Genomic DNA, 20,302 nt, shown 5'->3' with positions numbered 1-20,302 from the left:
TAATGATGAAATGATGAAGCTGTTCTCCATATTCACTCTCAGTCTCCTAACCCTGCTATCCGCAACATCAGCTACCCCGCTCAACCTAGTCACCTACAACATCCGCCTGGATATCCACGTGGACCAGGGAGACCGTGACTGGAACCAGCGCAAAGGCACAGTTACCAAGTTTCTGAGAGAATCGGGAGCTAGCATCATCGGCATGCAAGAGGTACTCCATGGTCAGCTCGTCGATCTCACAAAGGCTCTGCCTGAGCTTGAATCCACCGGGGTGGGACGTGATGACGGTAAGACAAAAGGCGAATATTCCCCCATTTTCTACAACCCCAAGATCTGGACAATAGACGCAGAGGACCATGGCACCTTCTGGCTATCAGGCACCCCGCAGATACCGGGGAGCACCACCTGGGGCAACAGAACAACACGGATCTGTACCTATGCCCGTTTCTCGGACAAGTCCGGCAAGAGTATCTATGTGTTCAACACCCATTGGGACCACCAGAACCAGAACTCACGTGAAAAAGCTGCTGAACTCATCCTTCGAAAGATTTCCACTCGCAAGCACCTGAATGATCCCGTGATCCTTATGGGCGACTTCAACGCGAACAGCGAAAACAAAGCGATCCAGAGACTATTGGACTCTCCTCTGCTCATTGACCCCTGCGAGCAACAAGTGCTCACCTACAACACCTGGCAGGCTGGCCTTAAACCCGGACTCCGCATCGACCACATCTTTACCAGCCCATCACTGAAAGGCGTGACTGTTAAGGTCATCAATAACGGCAACCCTCCCGGCTCAGACCATCACCCATTGCAGCTGACCCAGTCCCCCTGATTTTTGCATCCACGCCAAAGCTGTGTTACGTTTACCGGTTGCATTGGCTATGAGCCGGCAACATGAACCAAACTAACAGTTATGGCTGATAAAAACGTAAAACCAATCGATAAACTCAAGTCGCTCATATCCCAACTCAGGGAAATGGAGCACTACTCACGCAGTAACATCGAAAAACTCTCCGAGTTCTGGCTCCTTCTTGAAGAAGAGGTCAAACATGATGAGTTCACCAACGAAGCAGACGCTTTGCTGACAGCCCAAGACAACTTCGAGCAGCACATCGTCAAGCTTATCGACTCTCTACAAATGACAGTCAACCGTATGGAGCAAGAAGGTCTCGTGGAAATACCAGCTGCCTAACAGCCCCTATCTATTTCAGGAAAGAGCAGCCTAGCTTGCTAGGCTGCATTTCTTAGAAGAGCGACCATCACCCCTTGAATGATCAGCTCCCGTGCTGGGATCAGATCAGGAAACAGCTCGTTCTCCGCTCTCAGGAAGGGCTTGCCGTTCTCCACCACATAACGCTTCAGTGTAGTCTCTCCATCGATCAAGGCCGCGACGATGTCATTGCGCCTTGGTTCACGGAACTCAAGGATCACCGTGTCGCCATCACAGACATGCGCGTCGATCATGGAATCCCCACGTACTTTGAGTGCGAAGGTGCGTGTATTTCTTGGCAATCCTAGGCTGCGGATATCTATGGATAAACATCCCTCTCTCTCTTGAGTCGTATCCTGTGCCATACCAGCGGCAATCTGCCCATAGATCGGAATGTCGACGATTTCCTCTCGCTCAAGCTCCTCGGGGAAGGCAACGGCTCTCGCTTTGCCCGGAACTCGCTGGATAATTCCTTTCTTCTCGAGAGCCCGCAAATGGTTCATCGCTGCCGTCTGACTGGCAAATCCGAAGTAATGCTGGATTTCCCTAGTAGAGGGAATCACCCCCGTCTCACGAGCTTCCCTTTTCAGGTATTCGTAAATCTCCTCTTGTCGTTTGGTAAGTCCTTTTGCCATGACCTAATTGAACACTGTTCTTAAGAACACAATGCCTTGATATCCCCATTCAGGCAAGGATTATTTCAGCTTCACCCGTATTGTCAGTGCCTAAAGACGCGTACATTACCGAAAAGCGCCTGGCTACGATCCGCCCCTACCCCTATTTTTCCGGGACTACCACCACCCCATTGTGGACTCACGCTGGCCACTTTCCCTTGGATCTCCCACTGACCGATCCCCTCGTCATTGATCAAAATACTTACCGTATCCACTCCGACCACAGCCTTCACCTTGTATAATGAACCATTCTGGATACGCAGCTTTCTTCTCTGACCACTACGCATCTGTGGAATCAACTTTCCATTGAGCATTTCAAGGCCAGTCCAGTGCTCTCCATGGCCATCCAGCGTAAAGGCCAGAGTTCCCACACTCGTGGGAAGAAACAGCACCATCGCTCCGTCACCAGAAACTCTGGTGAACTCGGTTTCCACTTCATACTTCGTGCCGGTATCGGCGTGAAAGAAAAGCCGGGCCCCTGGATGCTGATGACAAATCAGATCCTCACCGCTTCTCCACCATTTACCGAGCTCAGCATCACGCTCAATGTCGACCATATCCGTCAAGCTGACCCAGGAATTTTTCCTCACGAGCGGCATTGCCTCAGTAGCACCTTCACTTGGCTGATTACCTGCAGACACATCATCACCTTTACGCACCCCTCTGGCCGCAAACATCACCATCACAGCCACTGCTGCCACGGCACCCAGCCCCCCCCAGAGATAAGGCACGGCACTGCGAGAGCTGCGCTTCTTCATTTGGCGGTAGATCCTTCGAAGATGGAGCGCCAAGTTCTGAGCGCTGGCCGGACGCTTACGCCGGTCACGCTGCAAGCAGCGCATCACCAGCCTGTCCAGGTCCTTGGGTGCTCCATATTTTTCGAGAGACTCAAACGCTCCCCGTGGAGTCACCCCCGAGATCATTTCATAGAGTAAAACTCCCACGCTGTAGATGTCAGAGCGCACATCCACATCACCCCCATTGGACTGCTCCGGAGACATATAATCCACCGTTCCTACCGTCGTCCCTGTTAGAGTCAATCCTCCGTGACTAACGGCTTCCTGCATCTCCTTGGAAATACCGAAGTCACTCACTTTCACACTACCGTCCTCCCCCAGCAAGACATTGGCTGGCTTGATATCACGATGTACAATACCCAAGCTGTGAACGGCCGACAGGGCATTACACACCCGGACTGCAATTCGAATCGCCTCCTTCTTGCCAAGTCTTCTTTCTTTCCTGAGGCGCTTCTGTAGATCTCCCCCCTCTACGTATTCGAGTACCAGGTAGGGGGTCTCATCCTCCATCAATCCCGCATTATAGATCCCTAACACATTGGGATGCTCAAGCTGTGCCATCAGCCTGCCTTCACGCTTGAGGCGCTCCACGAACAGTTCATTCCCCTCTTTCTGAGGAGAGAAGACTTTTAGTGCCACCACTCTTCCCAGCTCTACATGCTCCGCCTTATACACCACTCCCATGGCACCTCGTCCCAGTACCTCCTTGATCTCATAGCCCTCCAGATCGACCTCTCCATCCGATGTCGGTGTGTCCAGACGCTCAGTCAGCGCCCACGCAAGCATGTTGCGTGCAGCAGCTTTTTCGTCCCTGATGTTTTCCTCCGACATGCTTCAATTAATAAACGGCGTACACGCATATAACACAAAGCCGAAGCACCTAGGCAAACTTTATCATCAAATCCTCTTAGCTTCTCTCTCTCATTTTCCACTACGATTAGGCGGGCACATGTGCTACAAAGATTCTCCACCCCCCGCCTTAGCTCAAGCCGCTCCTATCCTGGAAATGTCTTCCAAGGTCCCAGTGATGGAGGGTTAACCCATAACGCCAAAGGTGTGTGTCCTTACTCTGCATATGCAATTTCTAACGACAGCACGGCTCAACTATGAGCTTATGAATGAAGCCACAATTCTGGCATCAATCAAATGCATGCGGACACCTGGCCAGACGGTCCTTTCCGAGATACTGAGCAGTGACCGGCCAGCGGAAATGACTGATCTGGTCCACGACATGGCACACGGCACCTATACCAGAATCAACATTCACAGTCCTGGCCCTTTATCCCTACAATACAGCGCTCAGGCTACACCCACCCATTCATTGATCGCAGGAGCCTCACTCACCAGCCCTCACCCAAGTACACTGCCCGCCGAACTACTACCTTTCATTTACCCGAGCCGTTATTGTCAGTCAGACCGCCTCCGTGAAGTTGCTGAGGAAATTGCCGGAAATGAGCTTTCGGCCTTCGCCAAAGTCAGCCGCATCGTAGACTGGATTCACCAGCATATCAGCTATGCTCCGGGAACCACGAGTGAACAGGACTCAGCTACGGACATCCTCGAGAAACGCTCGGGCGTTTGCCGGGACTTCTCCCATTTGGCGATAGCCCTGGTTAGAGCCCTGTCAATCCCAGCCCGCTACCTCACCGCTTACGCAGCTCAACTGGAACCTCAAGATTTCCATGCCTGCTTCGAGGCCTATCTGGGAGAGCAATGGTGTTTGTTCGACCCGACACATCTTGCTCCACTCAATGGTATTGTCCGGATCGCCTCAGGTCATGATGCCTCCGATACAGCTCTCGCCAGCCTTTATGGAGATATTGTTGGTTCCGAGGTACAAGTCTGCTGTACCAGCCAGTCACCTCTCTCCCCGATCACCCAAGATGAGCTCCGTCAGAGCAAGACAGCCTTTGTTTTAGGATGACTCAGCCCCCCAAATCCCCCCACCTGAAATTTCTGTTCTCGAGGCATGTTGAACCTCGACCTCTAGAATATCTCAGGTATGCTGTAGGGTACGACTTGTGCCTTAATGATTAATGCCTGATCAGAAATTACAGTCCCTAGCTTCCACAAGAGCCACTTCACAGAGGCTTTTCGACCTCTATCGCCCAAATTCAGAGGTATTTGATGAATCACAGCATAGCGCTGCCGACTCTAAATCCCTCTGGCAAGAACTCGCTACGCAACTGAATCAAATGGGCTTTGATGGCTTGAATACGGCCTGGAGAAGAGGTGAAGACATGCTCCATGAAAATGGTGTGGCTCATGACCTAATGCCGGAAAACAAGGCCTCTTCACGTAGGTGGGATCTTGATCCTATTCCTCTTCTCATGTCCGAGAAAGAATGGAACTACATCCACAAGGCCGTCATCCAACGCGCGAACCTGTTAGAGAGCATCCTTCAGGACTGCTATGGCAGTCAGAATCTGATCTCGGACGGCATCATCCCCCCCTCCCTAGTTCTCTCCCATCCGGGATTTAACCGCTCACTACATCAGATCAATCAGCAGAAAAGACGCCTCCTTACTACCTATGCAGTGGACATTGCACGGGAGCCTGACGGAAGCTGGAGAGTCATCTCTGACCGGACGGAGGCCCCTAATGGGGCAGGCTTGGCTTTGGAAAACCGTATTGTACTCTCCAGTGTCTTTCCAGATACCTCCAAGCGGCTAAAAATCATACGCCTGGCCAACTACTTCCAAGAGTTCAACACGCATCTCAAAAGCCTGGCCCCTGAGGGAGTGGATACACCGGGAATCGCCATGCTGAGCCCCGGGCCCGAGGACCGAGCCTATTTCGAAGATGCCTTTCTGACCCGCTATATGGGTATCACTCTGACCGTAGGCACTGAACTTACCGTACGTAACGACCGGCTCTATTTGAAAACCGTCCAAGGCCTGAAACGGATTCATGTCCTGCTCAGAAGAATATCGGGAAACGACACCGATCCATTGGACATGCCATCGGCCAACAGCTTCGGAGTGCCTGGACTCATTCATTGTATTCGAGCAGGCACGGTTCAAGTGATCAACCCTCCAGGAACAGGGATCCTTGAGGCGCCAGCATTCCTCCCCTACCTGCCAGCTATTGCCAGACACTTACTCAATGAAGACCTGCTCATCCCCTCGATTGAGACCCACTGGGATGAGCTCTCCGAAGATTCACTAGAATGCCTGGACTCCAAACACAGCATCATCAAAAGCGCTTTTGAGCGTGATCAATTCTCCGCAATTTCTACCCGCCAGCTTAATGATCAGGAGTTCCAGATACTGAGAGACAAAGTAATCAAAGATTCGCAATCCTACGTAGTTCAGAGGGAAATGCCCTTCTCCGCAGCTCCCGTATGGAATGGTATAGGGTTCGAATCCTGCCCATTCGCGATCAGGCTATTCTTGTTAGCGGATGGAGATCACTACAAAGTGATGCCCGGGGGACTAGTGAGATCTGCCGCTCATGCAGACATGCTTCCTGGCCTCTCACTGCATGAGAGCAGCAGCAGTAAAGACCTCTGGGTATGCTCCTCAGGCAGGAGCGAATCTAAAGTAAACCCAAGACCATCTAGCCGGGTAAGTATCAGGCGCAGCACAGGATCCCTCTCTAGCCGCTCCGCTGACAACATGCTCTGGATCGGGCGCTATGCTGAGCGTACAGAATTCGTAACTCGTGTATTGTTAGAAATCCTACAAACCACCGTTGCTGAGCAAGATGGCCAGGAAATGCAGCCGATCCCTCCTCTCCTTCACTTGCTGGCCAAGATGCACTACCTGAGCAAGGAAGAGTCCGAAAGCTATGCTCCTGTGCTCGACCAGCACAAACTACTCGAAGAGCTGACTAGTATCTACTACCTCTCCACCAGAGACCTCGGACTCAAACAAAGCTCGATTCCGGACAACATCACCAAGCTGCGCCAACTGGCCGCACTCTCAAGGCACCGGCTCTCCAAGGACACTTGGAGAATTATCCAAAGCCTGGATACACTCGTGACTAGCTCGCCACCGAAGACTCTCGCCGGTTTCCGGGTCGAACTACAGCAAGCGATCTTGCTCCACTCCGCTTTCAACGGTACCTGCCGAGAGAACCTTACCCGCAATGCCAGCTGGCAATTCCTCAACATCGGCCGCCGCCTGGAACGCAGCATCTGGATGCTAGCTCTACTGGACGAACTACTGGCACTTCATCCTGTCATCACCACTCCCGTACTAGATGCAGTGCTCTGCATATTAGACAGCAGTATGACCTACCGGTTCCGCTATCAAGGGACTCCACAGCTATTACCCGCACTTGATCTCATTCTCTTTGATCCTGAAAACCCGCGCGGACTCGCCTACCAACTGCACGATCTCGACCAAAGCTTTGCAGAACTCCCCCCTCCTGCTGAGGGAATCATCCTACGGCCTTCTCACACCATCGTCCGCAAGGCTCTTAACTTCCTGCAGACCGAACTACTCAACAATAAAGACGAGGCTAGCGAACGGGAATCCACAAAAACGGTATCTACTTACATTAGAAATCTACGCACAGATCTCCCCAAAGTTTATGAAATGTTGAGCTGGGAATTCTTTACACACACGACCTTCACTGCCTCATGAGTGTTCGTTTCCATATCCAGCACACCACGCGCTATGACTATGATGATCATGTATCTGATTCCCATCATATCGCTAGGCTATCCCCATTGGAATCAGCTAGCCAAGAGCTGCTACTCCATGAGCTAAAAATCTCCCCGACCCCTGATGTTTACACCACCTTCATAGATTACTTTGGCAACCTAACAGCATACTTCTCCTTGGCTACACCACACAAGAGTCTGGTGGTGGATAGCATCTCCGAGGTAGAGATCAGCAGAAGATCATCCAGCCTGCTTGACCTATCCCCGACATGGGAAGAGGTCAGAGATAAAATCAGCTTGGCCAATCATGCAAATGACCGGGCAGCCTCTGAATTCGTTTATGCTTCTCCACTTTGCCCACTGAACAAGCAGCTAGCAGACTACGCGCTGCAATCATTCCATGCCGGCACCCACATAGTGGAAGGCGTCACGGATTTAACTGAACGTATTTTCAAGGATTTCCAATTTGATCGCAGCGCCAGCTCTGTCACGACTCCAGTGATGGAGACCTACCACAGACGTGCAGGCGTGTGTCAGGACTTTGCTCATTTCCAGATTTCCTGTCTGCGCTCCATCGGGCTACCCGCACGCTATGTCTCCGGCTATCTGCGCACCGAGCCCCCTCCCGGTAAGACGAGACTCATTGGAGCCGATGCCTCACATGCATGGATCAGCATCTACATCCCTCAGCATGGGTGGATGGAGTTTGATGCCACTAATAACCTCAAACCTTCCTACAACCATATCCGGGTGGCCTACGGCCGCGACTATCATGACATCTGCCCTGTCCGAGGCACCGTCTATGGAGGAGGAAGACAAAAGCTCAGTATTGGCGTGACCGTCACTCCGCTGGATGAAGCCGAACCCTCGGCTCCAGACGCCATCAACCCAACCCTAACATCCCGTAACAGTGCTTGACCCCCAAACAGCCATGTTCGCCAATTACGACACCGGAGAATTCTTCGATGAAATGTTTGCCCGTCATGGAGGCAAACCTTTGAAGCACTACACCCGGCTGCACCAGCGCTTCCAGAACCTCAGCCTCCATAAACTGGAGGAGAAACAACGAAGAATCGACAAACACTTCCTTGAGCAAGGCATCACCTTCACCGTCTATGGCGACAAGCAGGGAACCGAAAAGATATTCCCCTTTGACCTCATCCCGAGGATTATTCCCGCCGCTGAGTGGAGAAAGATTGAGGTAGGCCTCACTCAACGAATTATTGCCCTGAATCTATTCCTCCATGATATCTATCACGATCAAAAGATCATCAAGGACGGCATCGTGCCAGAAGACGTTGTCAAATCCGCAGCACACTTCCGTCCGGAAATGATGGGGCACAAGGTAGCCCAGGAGATTTACCTGCAGGTCTGCGGCACGGACCTCATCAGGAATGAGAACGGTGACTATATGGTTCTGGAAGATAACGGACGCTGCCCTTCCGGCGTATCATACTTGTTAGAAAACAGGGAGGCCATGAAGCATGCCTTCCCAAACCTATACAAGTCCTACAAAGTACGCCGGGTAAACCATTACTCTGAACTGCTTCTTAAAACACTTCAGCATATCTCACCACGCTCTGTGAACACGCCAGTCTGTGTTCTACTAACCCCCGGAACCTATAACAGCGCTTACTTCGAGCACACATTCCTAGCACGCCAAATGGGAATAGAGATCGTAGAAGGCCGGGACCTCGTCGTCGTGAATAGCCATGTCTACATGAGAACGACGAAGGGTCTGGAGCTGGTAGACGTGATCTACCGCAGAGTGGATGACGACTATTTGGATCCGACTGTCTTCCGTGAAGAGTCTTGCCTTGGTGTACCGGGCTTGATGGATGCCTACTTGAAAGGAAATGTCTCACTGGCCAATGCGGTGGGCACGGGCGTCGCTGACGACAAGGTTACCTATGCCTACGTACCAGATATGATCCGCTACTATCTGGATCAGGAGCCCTACTTACCCAATGTCCCGACCTATCTCGCTTGGCGCGATGACGACAAAAGGTACATTCTCGAGAACTTGAGTTCGCTAGTGGTCAAGTCTGCCAATGAATCCGGAGGTTACGGTATGCTCATAGGCCCTACTGCGAGCAAACAGGATCTGGCAGAGTTCTCCTTGAAGATCAAACAATCACCACGAAATTACATCGCCCAACCAGTCATCAACCTCTCCCGTCACCCCACGGTTTGTGAGGATCATTCGATTCAGGGAAGGCACATCGATCTCAGGCCTTACATTCTCTATGGAGAGAATATAGAAATCATCCCAGGCGGCCTCACCCGAGTCGCTCTCAGAAAAGATTCCCTAGTCGTAAATTCCTCTCAAGGCGGAGGCAGTAAAGACACCTGGGTACTTCACGAATAACCCCCTATCCATCCCATGTTATCTAGAGTCGCAGACAGCTTATACTGGCTTGGCCGTTATGTAGAGCGGGCTGAAAACTTGGCCCGCATGGTCGACGTGAACCATTACAACTCTCTGGATTCCTTCCCGCTCAGAGACTACTCGGATAATGGTGAATGGCTCATCTACACCACGAACAGCCAAGAGCCCTACAGTGATTTGGAAATCACTCTCGGCCACCCACCAGACATCAATGAGTTTATTCTCTTCGCAGATGAAAACCCGGACTCGGTAAAGCAATGTATCTCTCAAGCCAGAACAAACGGACGCATGGTTCGCGACCAGATCTCCTCCGATATGTGGCTAGAACTGAACAGCATCCATCTCTTCATCAAAAGCCCAGAAGCCTACAACCTTTGGCAGGATGACCCTCAGGCCTTACTCAAAAAGGTCATCAACTTCTCGTTACTGTTCCAAGGACTAACAGAAGCGACCAACCAGCATGACGAAGGCTGGAATTTCATGCAACTAGCCAAGTACATAGAGCGTGCGGACAAGACCAGCCGTATTCTCGACACACTGACCTATCATGTGGACATCAAACGCAGTGATATTGTTTCCATTCTTCATTCCTGTTCGGGATTCTCCTCCTTCTACCGGGAATACAGGGGTCAGGTAAGTCTGAGCAACGCGATCAAATTCCTGCTATGCTCATCCACCTTTCCAAGATCAGTCCGCTTTTGCCTGCGCCAGATGGACTTCTTGCTACACTCCATCTCTGGTGTCCCCTTCGGCCATTACTCCAACGAAGCCGAACGCATCACAGGTAAACTCCTTGCACAACTCAACTACTCCACCAGCGAGGAGATCGATGAATCAGGTCTCCACCAATACATCGACACCATTCAAAGCGAGCTTAATGAGATTGGTCAGAATATTTTTGAAACGTACGTACTCATCCCTTCCGAGTATCAGGAAAGCACCGCCATCAACCAGCAACCCGGACAACAGGCACAATAGACCTTGCTAGATCTTCGCAAGGCTTCCATGCTAGCTAAGACTGGAGAACCACCTAATTCACTTATGAACAAGCGATCAAAACTGACCCTGCTTTTCCTTATCCTCGTTTTCCTATCCACAGGAAGCTATGTCTATTGGCAGAATCGTACTAGCCATGATCTTGTAAACGACACTTCACAAACAGGATCAGGTGCTCCAAACCATAACTCAAACAAACTTCCTACAAAATCAAACCCTGATGACGTCACTTCCGACAACACCCGCAGAAGTAACTCCACAACATCTAGGAAAGAAGTAAATTCTGATACCGACCATACGCGGCAGAATCATGGGGCTAGCTTATCCACAAACTCCTCAAACCAAGTGTTTATGGCAGGAAGTCCTATCGCGATTCTGTCTAGCTCCAAGATTCTAGGTAAGCCCCCTTACGATGCAGCAGAAAGCAAAGCACTTCAGGAAGCCGTCGAAATCATAAGCAAGCGGCTTAATCTACAAGTAGTCATTGATTGCGATTCCGAGTCTGAAATCAATTTTACTCGTGTTATCTGGTCTAGGGAATCGCTCGATATCACCAGTCAGGTCGCTGATGAAATGCAAAAAATAGCTACCCAATAGCCAATTCACTATTTCATCATGCTTTGAAAACAGTTAGTATCGGTCGCATTACCCCCATGCGTCTGCGTATCCATCATCGAACTGAATACCGCTACAGTCACCCTGTTAGAGAGAGTGAAAATCAGTTAAGACTCACACCTGTGTCCGGCAGGTGGCAACGCTGTGAATCCTCCTTTATCTCTGTCTTGCCAGCCACTCATCTCGCCCATTACCCGGACTTGCACGGCAACACTGTCCACTATTTCTCTCTCCCTGAAGAGCATGACTATCTCGTAATCGATAGCCGCTGCACGGTCATCACCTCGGAATCAAAAGTGGATTATCAGAATCTGCCCTACGGCTTCCTGCACAAGGAACTTGGAGACAACCTCAAGCACACCGGACTTCATCCCTATTTGAACAATAGTCAGTTTATCGAAGTCACCCCCGCGATCTGGCGAGAGGCCTTGGATATACAGGACAAATCAGAAGATGTGTTTGAAACATCCTACGCTCTGATGGCTTTCATCAATGAAAACTATCAGTACTTGCCTGGTTCTACCCATGTCTCCACACATGCCAACGAAGTCATCACTGGCAAAGCCGGCGTTTGCCAGGATTTTGCCCACGCCATGATCTCCTACTGCCGGGCACTCCAAATTCCAGCCCGGTATGTCTCTGGCTATTTCTACGATCCCACCCATGATCACCACCTCAAAGGATCACGCACCTCTCATGCCTGGGTAGAAGTTTATATCAAAGACTATGGATGGATCGGACTCGACCCCACGAATCTCAAGGTCACAGACCAAACTTATGTCACCACAGCCATAGGGCGCGACTACATGGATGTAGCTCCCATCATCGGAACATTCCGGGGTCATGCCAGATCCAGCATGGACGTCTCAGTGACCGTCGAGCAGCTGATTGCAGAGTGAGCGTCTAGTCCCTAATGGTACTCACGGCTCCCACAGAGATAACCCTTCCATCTTCGAGCCGGTATTGTTCTGGCTTCACTCTGACCAAGATTTTTCCGAGCTGTTCGCGTTGGGCCTTAGACAAGTCCTGGGCTGTAAAGATTTTCTCGCAGTACTCAAGTACACGTGAATGTTGCTTGCAGTTGCTCTCTACAGACCAGACTGCCGCTTGGAATGTTGCTTCTAAATAGGCTGCTTGCTGGGCTTCCAGGCTCTGGTTCTCGTACTTGTAGCGATCCAAAGAGCCCTCGTACTTGGCTAAGTCAAAAGCGGTGGCGATGTGACGAATTGATGCCTCGTCTCCACGAGCAAAGAAATACCCCCAGAGCAGATCCAAGGATTCAGGTGTCTGTATTTTCATCTCCAGAATCGATTTGGGCTTCGACTGCAGATATTCATTCAACCCATGCTGGGTAAAATAATCACGAGCACCTTGCGTATCTGAGAACCAGGCAGCAACTAACAATGTCGTCCTGTCCTTCTCCTTGAGGTCCTCAAGTTGAGTCAGCCAAGTGTCCACCTTCTTGGGATTCTGGGCCATGACTTGGCTTAAGAAACCGATGAGTGAGGGATGTAGGTCAGCTTTATCCAGTTCACCACTCTCAGCTATGGCTTTGACTTCTTTAACGAAATCCTCTGGCGCTGGATTTAGATAATAACTGGATACCCAGTCGTGTTCGGCACGAGCCAGCCCGATCAAAAGCAGGCACATGCCAATGAGATAGATGTTTTTCATTTGGAGGGGGGGGATGGGGGGATAAACGGCCTCTGAAGACCGCCGACACAATTAAGCATCAACAAGTTCCTTATAACAAATAGGCTCCTAAATACTAGTGAAAATCACCTATTCAAAAGCACCACACACATAAACATTTAACTTATATTATATAAATAACCTAAAACCCATCCAATCTAGGCAAATAGATTGCATCGCTAATGTGAAAAATCAGCTAAACTTAAATACTTACTCTCTACAAAATCCACCAACCAGACATGATTCTCGGACAAATAGAACAGATGACCGTCCTCATACATCGCCTTGGCATTCACTTTCAGGATGACAGGTTTCCCATGTCTCGCCCCTACATGACGCGCCGTCTTTTCGCAGGAGGATAAATGCACATGTTGGCGATTCATCCGTTTTAACCCCTCTTTCATGATGGTGGGTAGACTGCGTTCTGCAGTACCATGATAGAGACTGTCTGGTGGACTTACAGCTTTCAGCTCTACATCAACCTCCACGGAGTGCCCCTGTCTGGCCCTGATTCGTCCGCTATCCTGACAATAGGAAAAGCGCTTCTTCTCATTCGTCTCCACAATCTCCTCCAGCTCTTCAAGAGAGATCTGCATACCACGCTCGGCGGCACCACCTAACAATTCACTGACGAGCACCCAACCATTCTCATCCAGAGCCACCCCCGCTGCGGACGGATCATGCCTCAGCACCAAGCTCAAAAACTTGGATTTCTTCACTAAACTTTTCCTCATAACATTTCCTGTAATTTCTGCACCTGCTTCCAGGACTCAGGATCAAAGTATTTCTTCGGCAATGAACACACGCAGAGCTCTTCATTCCTGTAATAGTAGATGTGCGCCTGTCTCTTGTATCCTTTAATCGAGTGGATCAGATCCTTGTGAACTTTGAAAACAGGACGTCCGATATACTCGACAGTTAGAGCAGCCTCCCCCACTCTGATGGAGCTGACACCCTCGGTGGCAATTTTATCTATGTCCATCCATCGCACGACAGTGAACAAGAGGAGAAGCATCACTCCAAGCCACACATCTCTGTAATTATCCCTGTACACGCCACTGATAATGACACTGAGAATAAACAAACCCCAGATCGTATCCATCACGATAGATCTATGTTTATAGATCTTCTTATTCTCAATCACCGTCACGTGTCTTTCTCAGAAACCTTTTCGTTACCGAGCAAACTATCCAGATACTGACCAGACTGTAAAGCAAAGGAAGAACTAGCGCCAGGGCTCCTGTCATCCCAAAGTAAGTCACTGCGACTTCATGGCCCCGCATGACTTGGATAATGACTTTAGTCTCCCACAGCATCAGAAGACCTGTCGGCACGAAATAGAGGAGCACGCCCCAGAAGATAATCGGCTTCCTGACAGGATCGACGGCGTGATACGCCTTACCCCCCGCAGTACCCATTTCCCACGGAGCTGAGGATGCAAAATCATCCATCGGTGAACCACATTCCTCGCACCTTGAAGCACCAGGCTCGTTCGCGGCTCCACAGCGTATACAGACCTGACCAGCATTCTCTGACACATCACTTTTCATCACCTAGCAAGATACTCCATTATTTGGAGATTATCAATATCCACCTAACACCTCTGGGTGGGTATGCAGGTAGTAGGAAGCTCCTACTATCAAGAGACCTGACAGAAAGATAAACAGAGCAACCACTAAAGGATGAGACCGATCCACAAACAGCTTCTTCCCTGCCTTACAAAAGCCCATCAGAAAAGTAAGGAAGCCAGTATAGAAGGACAAGAAGACTGGATTCTCGGCATCCTCGTCACTTTCTTCATCGAAGTAACCATAGGCAAGCATCTTGCTCCCGATAGCTGTGATCACCACACCTGCTGCACACACACTAAAAACAATGAGTTCCGCCCCGTCCATCTTCTTGGTGATCATTCATGCCACAATCCCCGCTTCCCCACCACTACGTTTTCCATGCCATTTTGTAGTCCTAAAAAACCACCCGTACCTGTGGTGATACGGATGGTTTTCTATGATCAGATGCTTCCGGAATTGGATCAGCAAGCTTTCTTCAGAGGCACGATATCCGGCGGCCCAGTGTGCCTCTTTGCCCGCTGTGGAGTAGGCTTGTGGATTTTCTTGGCATAGCGCTCCGCGAAGATTTCACAACCGTGTGGTGTGTTGAAGTAGACCTTGCCTGCTTGCGCGATTGTATTGAGGGCTGCGCTTACCCCTCTCATAAGTGGTTTCATGCCTCTATACTACCGCAGATCAAGGCTTTAAACAGATTCAGCAAAAATGATTGTTGAAGTATACAGATTCAACTGTACCGGTCTACAATTACGGAATCTGTATCTGTATTCATTCCTCAAAATGAGACCACAATCCACGTAGCATGAAAGCGGCAAACGAGAAAACAGCTTATCTGGAACTGGCGGACGACCTGCAGCAGCTCATCCAGTCTGGCAGCCTACGTGTGGGAGATCGCATGCCCTCGATCAGGCAGCTAGCCCATGACAAGCATGTCAGCATCACGACCATCCAGAGTGCCTATGAGGTGCTGGAGAACCGTGGTTTCGTAGAGGCACGGCCACGCTCAGGCTACTATGTACGCCCACGCGTTCCTGCCTCCAACCGTCTGCCTGCTCAACCAGAGAGTAGCCGTAAGCTTTCCACCGTCGAGCGCCCTGACCTCTTCGATGAGGTCTTTGCTGCCGTAAATAATCCGGATATTGTACCGCTTGGCTGTGCCGTTCCTTACGATGGCTTCTATCCCACCGCCAAACTCGCTAGCCTATCTAACAAAGCATTCCGCGACCACGGAGCCTCAGCACTGCGCTACTCACTTAGTCCCGGAAGGATCGAGCTACGTAAACAAGTGTCCAAACGCATGCTGCGCTCTGGAGCTACTGTCTCACCGGATGAAATCATCATCACCAGTGGCGCCACGGAGGCCATCACCATCGCACTTTCTACCTGCTGCAAACCAGGCGATCTCGTAGCTGTGGAGGCTCCTACTTTTTTCGGAATCCTGCGTATCATTGAATCTCTCAGGCTCAAGGTCATCGAAATCCCCGTCTGCCCAATCAACGGGATCGATATCGATGTACTGGATGAAATAAGCGACAAGCACCCGATCAAGGCCTGCGTGGTACAACCCAATTTCCAGAACCCGACCAGTAGTGTGATCCCACACGAATCACGCAACCGACTCGTAAAGCTGGCTCAGCAGCGTGACTTCACCCTCATCGAAGACGATCTCTATGGAGACCTTACCTTTGATAACGATCGCCCTACCTCCTTACTAGCCCACGCGGGTGGTGAGAATGTGATTCACTGCGGCGGTGTCTCCAAGACTCTCTCACCGGGTCTGCGTGTGGGCTGGTTAGCCGCCCGGTCCGGCCATGCCGAAATGACGGCCATCAAGAATATCTCCTTCACCTCGAACCCCACCGTGTCCGAGCTCGTAGTTGCCTCCTTCCTAGCCGATGGAGGCTATGACCGTCACCTGCGCCGCATCCGCCAGCGCTACCAGAGCCAGGTGCTGCAAATGCGTGAATCCATCTTCAAGAACTTCCCTGAGGGAACCCGCGTGAATTCACCCCGCGGCAGTTTCGTTCTCTGGGTACAGCTTCCCTTGCAAGTCGACTGCGAGCGCGTGGCGCACGAAGCCATGAGCCGAGGTATCAGCATCACCCCGGGATCCATCTACTCAGCCTCGAAATCACTCACCAACTACCTGCGCATCAATGGTGGCTACCCCATGGACGAACGTATCCGTCAAGCCATTCGTACGGTCGGCAAGCTGTGCCAGCAGCAACTCTATGAGAAAGCATGAAGAGGACTAAGCTTTTGAAGCTCAGCCGCGTTACCTAGTGACAGGACTCTCTGTGTAACACGTTTTTTTCTGAGCCTCATGACCTACGTCTCTTACTTCATCATCACCCTGTTAGCGTTCACTTTATCTACGGTAATGAGAGCAGAAGAGATCGCTGACAGCTCGCTGCCTGAATCCATGGAAGAACCTGCATACTCAAAACTCACTGAGATGGACTTCTTCATGGCTTTACCCAAGAAGGTTCTCCCCATAGGGAAAGAATCTCGCTTGCTTGCAAAAAAGAACGGAGAGATTACCAGAGAAGTAGAAAACGGTACAGTAACCATCAACTGGAAACACTTCCGTGACCATGGAACATTCACAATCATGAAAGTGATTGGTTTTACGGCGGACTACCGACCAATCTTGGAAGTGCGTCACTCCATCACTAACCCAGGCATGGTCGGCACCAATCCAAGCTACCTCTACAGACTCACTCGTCTAGCCAAGGGATGGCAGCTGGAACGACTTGAATAAAGCTAGACAACTTTGCCGCTTGAAACCAGAGCCGGGAAAAACAAAACTCCCTGCATGGACAGCACCATCACCCTGCACGAGGGCAAGTACCTCGGCCTCTACACCCGTGATAATTGGGAATTCGCACGACGCCCCAATGCGGACTGCTGTGTGGGCATTCTTCCCATTACGGATCAGGGAGAGTTGGTTCTGGTTGAACAGTTCCGAATCCCTGTCCAGAAGAGCGTGATCGAAATCCCAGCTGGCCTCGTCGGTGATGAGCCGGAGTTCTCTGGTGAATCACTAGCTGAAAGTGCCGGCCGCGAATTACTGGAAGAGACCGGCTATCGCGCTGGAGCCATCACCCACCTGATGGCCTCCCCCACTTCGGCAGGAATGACCCCCGAGATCACCCACCTCTTTGCCGCCACAAAGCTTACCAAAGAGCACGAGGGCGGTGGTGTAGCCGGTGAAGATATCAAGGTCCATCTCGTCCCTGTAGAAACTCTGCCCGCTTTCCTCAACGACCAGCTAGAAAAAGGGCTACTCATTGACTTCAAGATCCACGCCGCCCTCCAGCAGGCGCGCTTCATGGATATCATCTAAGCACATATGGAAGAGTCTACCATTTCCCGTTTCGGCGGCATCGCACGTCTCTACGGCATTCCCGCACTGGAAGCTTTCACTCAAGCCCATGTGGCTGTGATCGGAATCGGCGGCGTTGGATCCTGGACTGTTGAAGCTCTCGCTCGCTCTGGAGTCGGCCATATCACCATGGTAGATCTGGATGAAATCTGCGTGACCAACATCAACCGCCAGCTCCACGCGATGGATGGCAACATCGGTCACCAGAAAACCGATGCGATGGAGGAACGTATCAAGGCGATCAACCCGAACTGCCAGATCACCAACCTCCAGACCTTCTACAGCGAACGCAGTTACGAAGATATCCTAGCTCACAACTTCGATGTCGTTGTCGATGCCATCGACCGGGTTCGCCAAAAGGCCCATCTGCTGCATCATTGCAAGCAGCGCAAGGTCCCTGTCATTTGCTGCGGTGGAGCAGGCGGCCTCCGTGATCCCTCCAAAATTCAGATAGCGGATATCTCCCGCGTCACCAACGACGCGCTCATCGCCCAAGTTCGTAACAAGCTCCGCTCAGAATATGGCTTCCCCAAAGGCGATGCCAAGAAGCCCCGTAAATTCGGCATTGAGGCCATCTTCTCCACGGAGCAGCCGATGTACCCTCAATGCGATGGGAGCGTCTCCCCTAACCGCCCCAAAGATGGTGACGGCCAGGATATGCGTCTGAACTGCGCCAGTGGCTATGGCTCCATCACCCACATGACCGCAACTGTCGGCCTCTTCGCCGCCGAGCGTGCCCTACAGGCCATCATCGACACGAAACTCAAGAAAGCCTAACTGAAGCCTTCACTCATGGAGACCAACCATTTCCAATCCCTCGGCCTCGAGCCCGTTCTCACTCTGGATCTCGACTCCCTGCGCGATGCCTATCAGAAAATTGCTGCCGAGAATCATCCCGACCAAGGAGGCGACAAGACGACCTTTGACGCCATCAATCTCGCCTACAATACCCTTCGCTCGCCCGCGAAGAGGCTCAAACACTACATGGAACTGAAAGGAATCGAATACGACTCCCGCGGCTCCGTCACCTCTGACCTGATGGACCTCTTCATGAGCGTTGGCGAGACGCTGCAGCAGACCGATGCCTTCCTTCGCAAGAAGTCCGCAGCGACAACAGCTCTCGCCAAGGCCTTGTTAGAACCAGAGTCCATGCTCCTACAAGAGACCCTCGGCTCAGAGATTTCCAAGATCGAGGAACAGCAAAACTCGTATCTCAACAGACTCGCCGATTCTCCAGAAATTAGTGACCTTCCCCAGATCACCCGCAATCTCGCCTTCCTAGAAAAATGGCATGCCCAGCTGCAGCAAAGCTATGCGAGGCTATTCTGAACAAAAAAGGCTCCCGTTCAGGAGCCTTTTGAGAAAATGTAATCTATCCTAGTGATTAGAGTGTCGCTTCTGCCGCCTGCACCGTATTCTGCATGAGCATGGCGATGGTCATCGGGCCTACGCCGCCAGGTACTGGGGTGATCGCCTTACACTTCGGTGCGCACTCATCATAAGCTACGTCACCGACTAGCTTGTAGCCGCTCTTCTTGCTAGCGTCTTCCACGCGGTTGATGCCCACGTCAATGATCGTGGCACCGTCTTTCACCATATCTGCGGTGACAAACTCAGGCTTGCCGATGGCTGCCACGATGATGTCTGCACGACGGCAGACTTCGGCAAGATCTTTGGTGCGGGAGTGAGCAACGGTCACAGTAGCATTGCCAGCTTTACCCATTAGAAGAAGCGCCATCGGCTTACCCACAATCATGGAGCGACCAATCACCACCGCCTCAGCACCACTAGTTTCTACACCAGCTTCCTTAAGTAGACGCATGCAGCCAGCTGGAGTACATGGCACGAAACCAGTCGGGTCTTCCAGAGCCAGCTTGGCCACGTTCTCAGGATGGAATCCATCCACATCCTTTGCTGGGTTGATCGCACGTACAATCGCTTCTTCATCGATGTGTGGTGGTGGCGGTGACTGGACAAGAATCCCGTGGACCTTGTCGTCGTTGTTCAGCTCTTCCACGACAGCCATAACTTCTTCCTGAGAGGAGTCAGCTGGAAGCTCGATCTTGCGGGAGTAGATACCGAGTTCCACACATTTGCGGGCCTTGGAGCCGACATAAACTTTGGATGCAGGATCCTCACCGACTAGCACTACTGCCAGACCTGGGGTGACACCTTTCTCTTTCAGAGCTGCAATTCTGTCACTGCACTCGGACAGCACCTTTTCTGCTACTTGTTTTCCGTCGATGATCTGCATGACCAATGCATAAATACCCACCACCTGTGAGACAATGCCAAATGGCTTGATGGCACAAAAATACCGCTCGGCCACGGCGGACTCGAGCGGCAAGTGTTATGCAACAAAAT

Annotated in this window: 23 protein-coding genes; 14 read left to right on the top strand and 9 right to left on the bottom strand. The window is 51.3% G+C overall.

The window, feature by feature from the left end:
* Positions 1-10: 10 nt before the first annotated feature.
* The gene (locus tag BUB27_RS11130; RefSeq protein WP_143183925.1) at positions 11-835 is read left to right on the top strand and encodes an endonuclease/exonuclease/phosphatase family protein; all 825 of its coding nucleotides are present in this window, start codon (positions 11-13) and stop codon (positions 833-835) included.
* 81 nt (positions 836-916) lie between these two features.
* The gene (locus BUB27_RS11125) at positions 917-1,195 is read left to right on the top strand and encodes a hypothetical protein (RefSeq protein ID WP_143183924.1); all 279 of its coding nucleotides are present in this window, start codon (positions 917-919) and stop codon (positions 1,193-1,195) included.
* A gap of 38 nt (positions 1,196-1,233) precedes the next feature.
* Here the strand turns inward: BUB27_RS11125 and lexA are convergent, their stop codons facing one another.
* Together lexA and BUB27_RS11115 are read right to left on the bottom strand one after the other, a co-directional pair.
* The gene (gene lexA, locus BUB27_RS11120; protein ID WP_143183923.1) at positions 1,234-1,848 is read right to left on the bottom strand and encodes a transcriptional repressor LexA; all 615 of its coding nucleotides are present in this window, start codon (positions 1,846-1,848) and stop codon (positions 1,234-1,236) included.
* A gap of 83 nt (positions 1,849-1,931) precedes the next feature.
* Positions 1,932-3,515 carry a serine/threonine-protein kinase gene (locus tag BUB27_RS11115; RefSeq protein ID WP_143183922.1) on the bottom strand — a complete coding sequence of 528 codons (1,584 nt, stop codon included), beginning with the start codon at positions 3,513-3,515 and terminating at the stop codon, positions 1,932-1,934.
* Positions 3,516-3,759: 244 nt separating this feature from the next.
* Here BUB27_RS11115 and BUB27_RS11110 point away from each other — a divergent pair, with 244 nt between their 5' ends.
* The 7 genes from BUB27_RS11110 (at position 3,760) to BUB27_RS11080 (ending at position 12,192) form a co-directional block, all read left to right on the top strand.
* Complete coding sequence (locus tag BUB27_RS11110) at positions 3,760-4,608, top strand: transglutaminase-like domain-containing protein (protein ID WP_143183921.1); 849 nt, start codon at positions 3,760-3,762, stop codon at positions 4,606-4,608.
* Between the two features lie 112 nt (positions 4,609-4,720).
* Complete coding sequence (locus BUB27_RS11105) at positions 4,721-7,273, top strand: circularly permuted type 2 ATP-grasp protein (protein ID WP_143183920.1); 2,553 nt, start codon at positions 4,721-4,723, stop codon at positions 7,271-7,273.
* The gene (locus BUB27_RS11100; RefSeq protein ID WP_143183919.1) at positions 7,270-8,211 is read left to right on the top strand and encodes a transglutaminase family protein; all 942 of its coding nucleotides are present in this window, start codon (positions 7,270-7,272) and stop codon (positions 8,209-8,211) included. The genes BUB27_RS11105 and BUB27_RS11100 overlap by 4 nt, the downstream gene beginning before the upstream one ends.
* Before the next feature lie 13 nt (positions 8,212-8,224).
* Positions 8,225-9,661 carry a circularly permuted type 2 ATP-grasp protein gene (locus BUB27_RS11095; RefSeq protein ID WP_143183918.1) on the top strand — a complete coding sequence of 479 codons (1,437 nt, stop codon included), beginning with the start codon at positions 8,225-8,227 and terminating at the stop codon, positions 9,659-9,661.
* A 15-nt stretch (positions 9,662-9,676) separates the two neighbouring features.
* A complete protein-coding gene (locus BUB27_RS11090; protein ID WP_143183917.1) occupies positions 9,677-10,660 on the top strand; it encodes an alpha-E domain-containing protein in 984 nt (327 codons plus the stop codon).
* A gap of 63 nt (positions 10,661-10,723) precedes the next feature.
* Complete coding sequence (locus BUB27_RS11085) at positions 10,724-11,275, top strand: hypothetical protein (RefSeq protein ID WP_159434920.1); 552 nt, start codon at positions 10,724-10,726, stop codon at positions 11,273-11,275.
* Between the two features lie 23 nt (positions 11,276-11,298).
* Positions 11,299-12,192, top strand: coding sequence for a transglutaminase family protein (locus tag BUB27_RS11080; RefSeq protein ID WP_143183915.1), 894 nt, complete (start codon positions 11,299-11,301; stop codon positions 12,190-12,192).
* 4 nt (positions 12,193-12,196) lie between these two features.
* Here BUB27_RS11080 and BUB27_RS11075 read toward each other — a convergent pair whose 3' ends face one another.
* The 6 genes from BUB27_RS11075 to BUB27_RS11050 all read right to left on the bottom strand — a co-directional run bounded on the left by BUB27_RS11075 (position 12,197) and on the right by BUB27_RS11050 (position 15,212).
* Positions 12,197-12,967, bottom strand: coding sequence for a hypothetical protein (locus BUB27_RS11075; protein WP_143183914.1), 771 nt, complete (start codon positions 12,965-12,967; stop codon positions 12,197-12,199).
* A gap of 197 nt (positions 12,968-13,164) precedes the next feature.
* The gene (locus BUB27_RS11070; protein ID WP_143183913.1) at positions 13,165-13,719 is read right to left on the bottom strand and encodes an RNA 2'-phosphotransferase; all 555 of its coding nucleotides are present in this window, start codon (positions 13,717-13,719) and stop codon (positions 13,165-13,167) included.
* The gene (locus BUB27_RS11065) at positions 13,716-14,087 is read right to left on the bottom strand and encodes a hypothetical protein (protein ID WP_143183912.1); all 372 of its coding nucleotides are present in this window, start codon (positions 14,085-14,087) and stop codon (positions 13,716-13,718) included. Before BUB27_RS11065 ends, BUB27_RS11070 begins: the two co-directional genes overlap by 4 nt.
* A 34-nt stretch (positions 14,088-14,121) precedes the next feature.
* The gene (locus BUB27_RS11060; protein ID WP_143183911.1) at positions 14,122-14,535 is read right to left on the bottom strand and encodes a hypothetical protein; all 414 of its coding nucleotides are present in this window, start codon (positions 14,533-14,535) and stop codon (positions 14,122-14,124) included.
* Positions 14,536-14,568: 33 nt separating this feature from the next.
* Positions 14,569-14,895 carry a hypothetical protein gene (locus BUB27_RS11055; protein WP_143183910.1) on the bottom strand — a complete coding sequence of 109 codons (327 nt, stop codon included), beginning with the start codon at positions 14,893-14,895 and terminating at the stop codon, positions 14,569-14,571.
* Between the two features lie 122 nt (positions 14,896-15,017).
* On the bottom strand, positions 15,018-15,212 hold the full coding sequence (locus BUB27_RS11050; protein WP_143183909.1) for a hypothetical protein: 195 nt from the start codon (positions 15,210-15,212) through the stop codon (positions 15,018-15,020).
* Positions 15,213-15,355: 143 nt separating this feature from the next.
* On the opposite strand from BUB27_RS11050, the gene BUB27_RS11045 reads away from it, so the two are divergent.
* The 5 genes from BUB27_RS11045 to BUB27_RS11025 all read left to right on the top strand — a co-directional run bounded on the left by BUB27_RS11045 (position 15,356) and on the right by BUB27_RS11025 (position 19,267).
* Positions 15,356-16,798: an aminotransferase-like domain-containing protein gene (locus tag BUB27_RS11045; protein ID WP_143183908.1), complete on the top strand. Its 1,443-nt coding sequence runs from the start codon at positions 15,356-15,358 to the stop codon at positions 16,796-16,798.
* Between the two features lie 78 nt (positions 16,799-16,876).
* Positions 16,877-17,314, top strand: a complete 438-nt coding sequence (locus tag BUB27_RS11040) for a hypothetical protein (protein WP_143183907.1) — start codon at positions 16,877-16,879, stop codon at positions 17,312-17,314.
* 54 nt (positions 17,315-17,368) lie between these two features.
* On the top strand, positions 17,369-17,899 hold the full coding sequence (locus tag BUB27_RS11035; protein WP_143183906.1) for an NUDIX hydrolase: 531 nt from the start codon (positions 17,369-17,371) through the stop codon (positions 17,897-17,899).
* 6 nt (positions 17,900-17,905) lie between these two features.
* On the top strand, positions 17,906-18,715 hold the full coding sequence (locus tag BUB27_RS11030) for a tRNA threonylcarbamoyladenosine dehydratase (protein ID WP_143183905.1): 810 nt from the start codon (positions 17,906-17,908) through the stop codon (positions 18,713-18,715).
* Between the two features lie 15 nt (positions 18,716-18,730).
* Positions 18,731-19,267 carry a DnaJ domain-containing protein gene (locus BUB27_RS11025; RefSeq protein WP_143183904.1) on the top strand — a complete coding sequence of 179 codons (537 nt, stop codon included), beginning with the start codon at positions 18,731-18,733 and terminating at the stop codon, positions 19,265-19,267.
* 55 nt (positions 19,268-19,322) lie between these two features.
* Here the strand turns inward: BUB27_RS11025 and folD are convergent, their stop codons facing one another.
* The gene (folD, locus tag BUB27_RS11020; RefSeq protein ID WP_143184319.1) at positions 19,323-20,192 is read right to left on the bottom strand and encodes a bifunctional methylenetetrahydrofolate dehydrogenase/methenyltetrahydrofolate cyclohydrolase FolD; all 870 of its coding nucleotides are present in this window, start codon (positions 20,190-20,192) and stop codon (positions 19,323-19,325) included.
* Positions 20,193-20,302: the final 110 nt, after the last annotated feature.

The organism is Rubritalea squalenifaciens DSM 18772 (genome assembly GCF_900141815.1).
GTDB lineage: Bacteria > Verrucomicrobiota > Verrucomicrobiia > Verrucomicrobiales > Akkermansiaceae > Rubritalea > Rubritalea squalenifaciens.
Note: the sequence above shows the minus strand (reverse complement) of the source record. Positions and strands in the feature narration are given on the sequence as shown.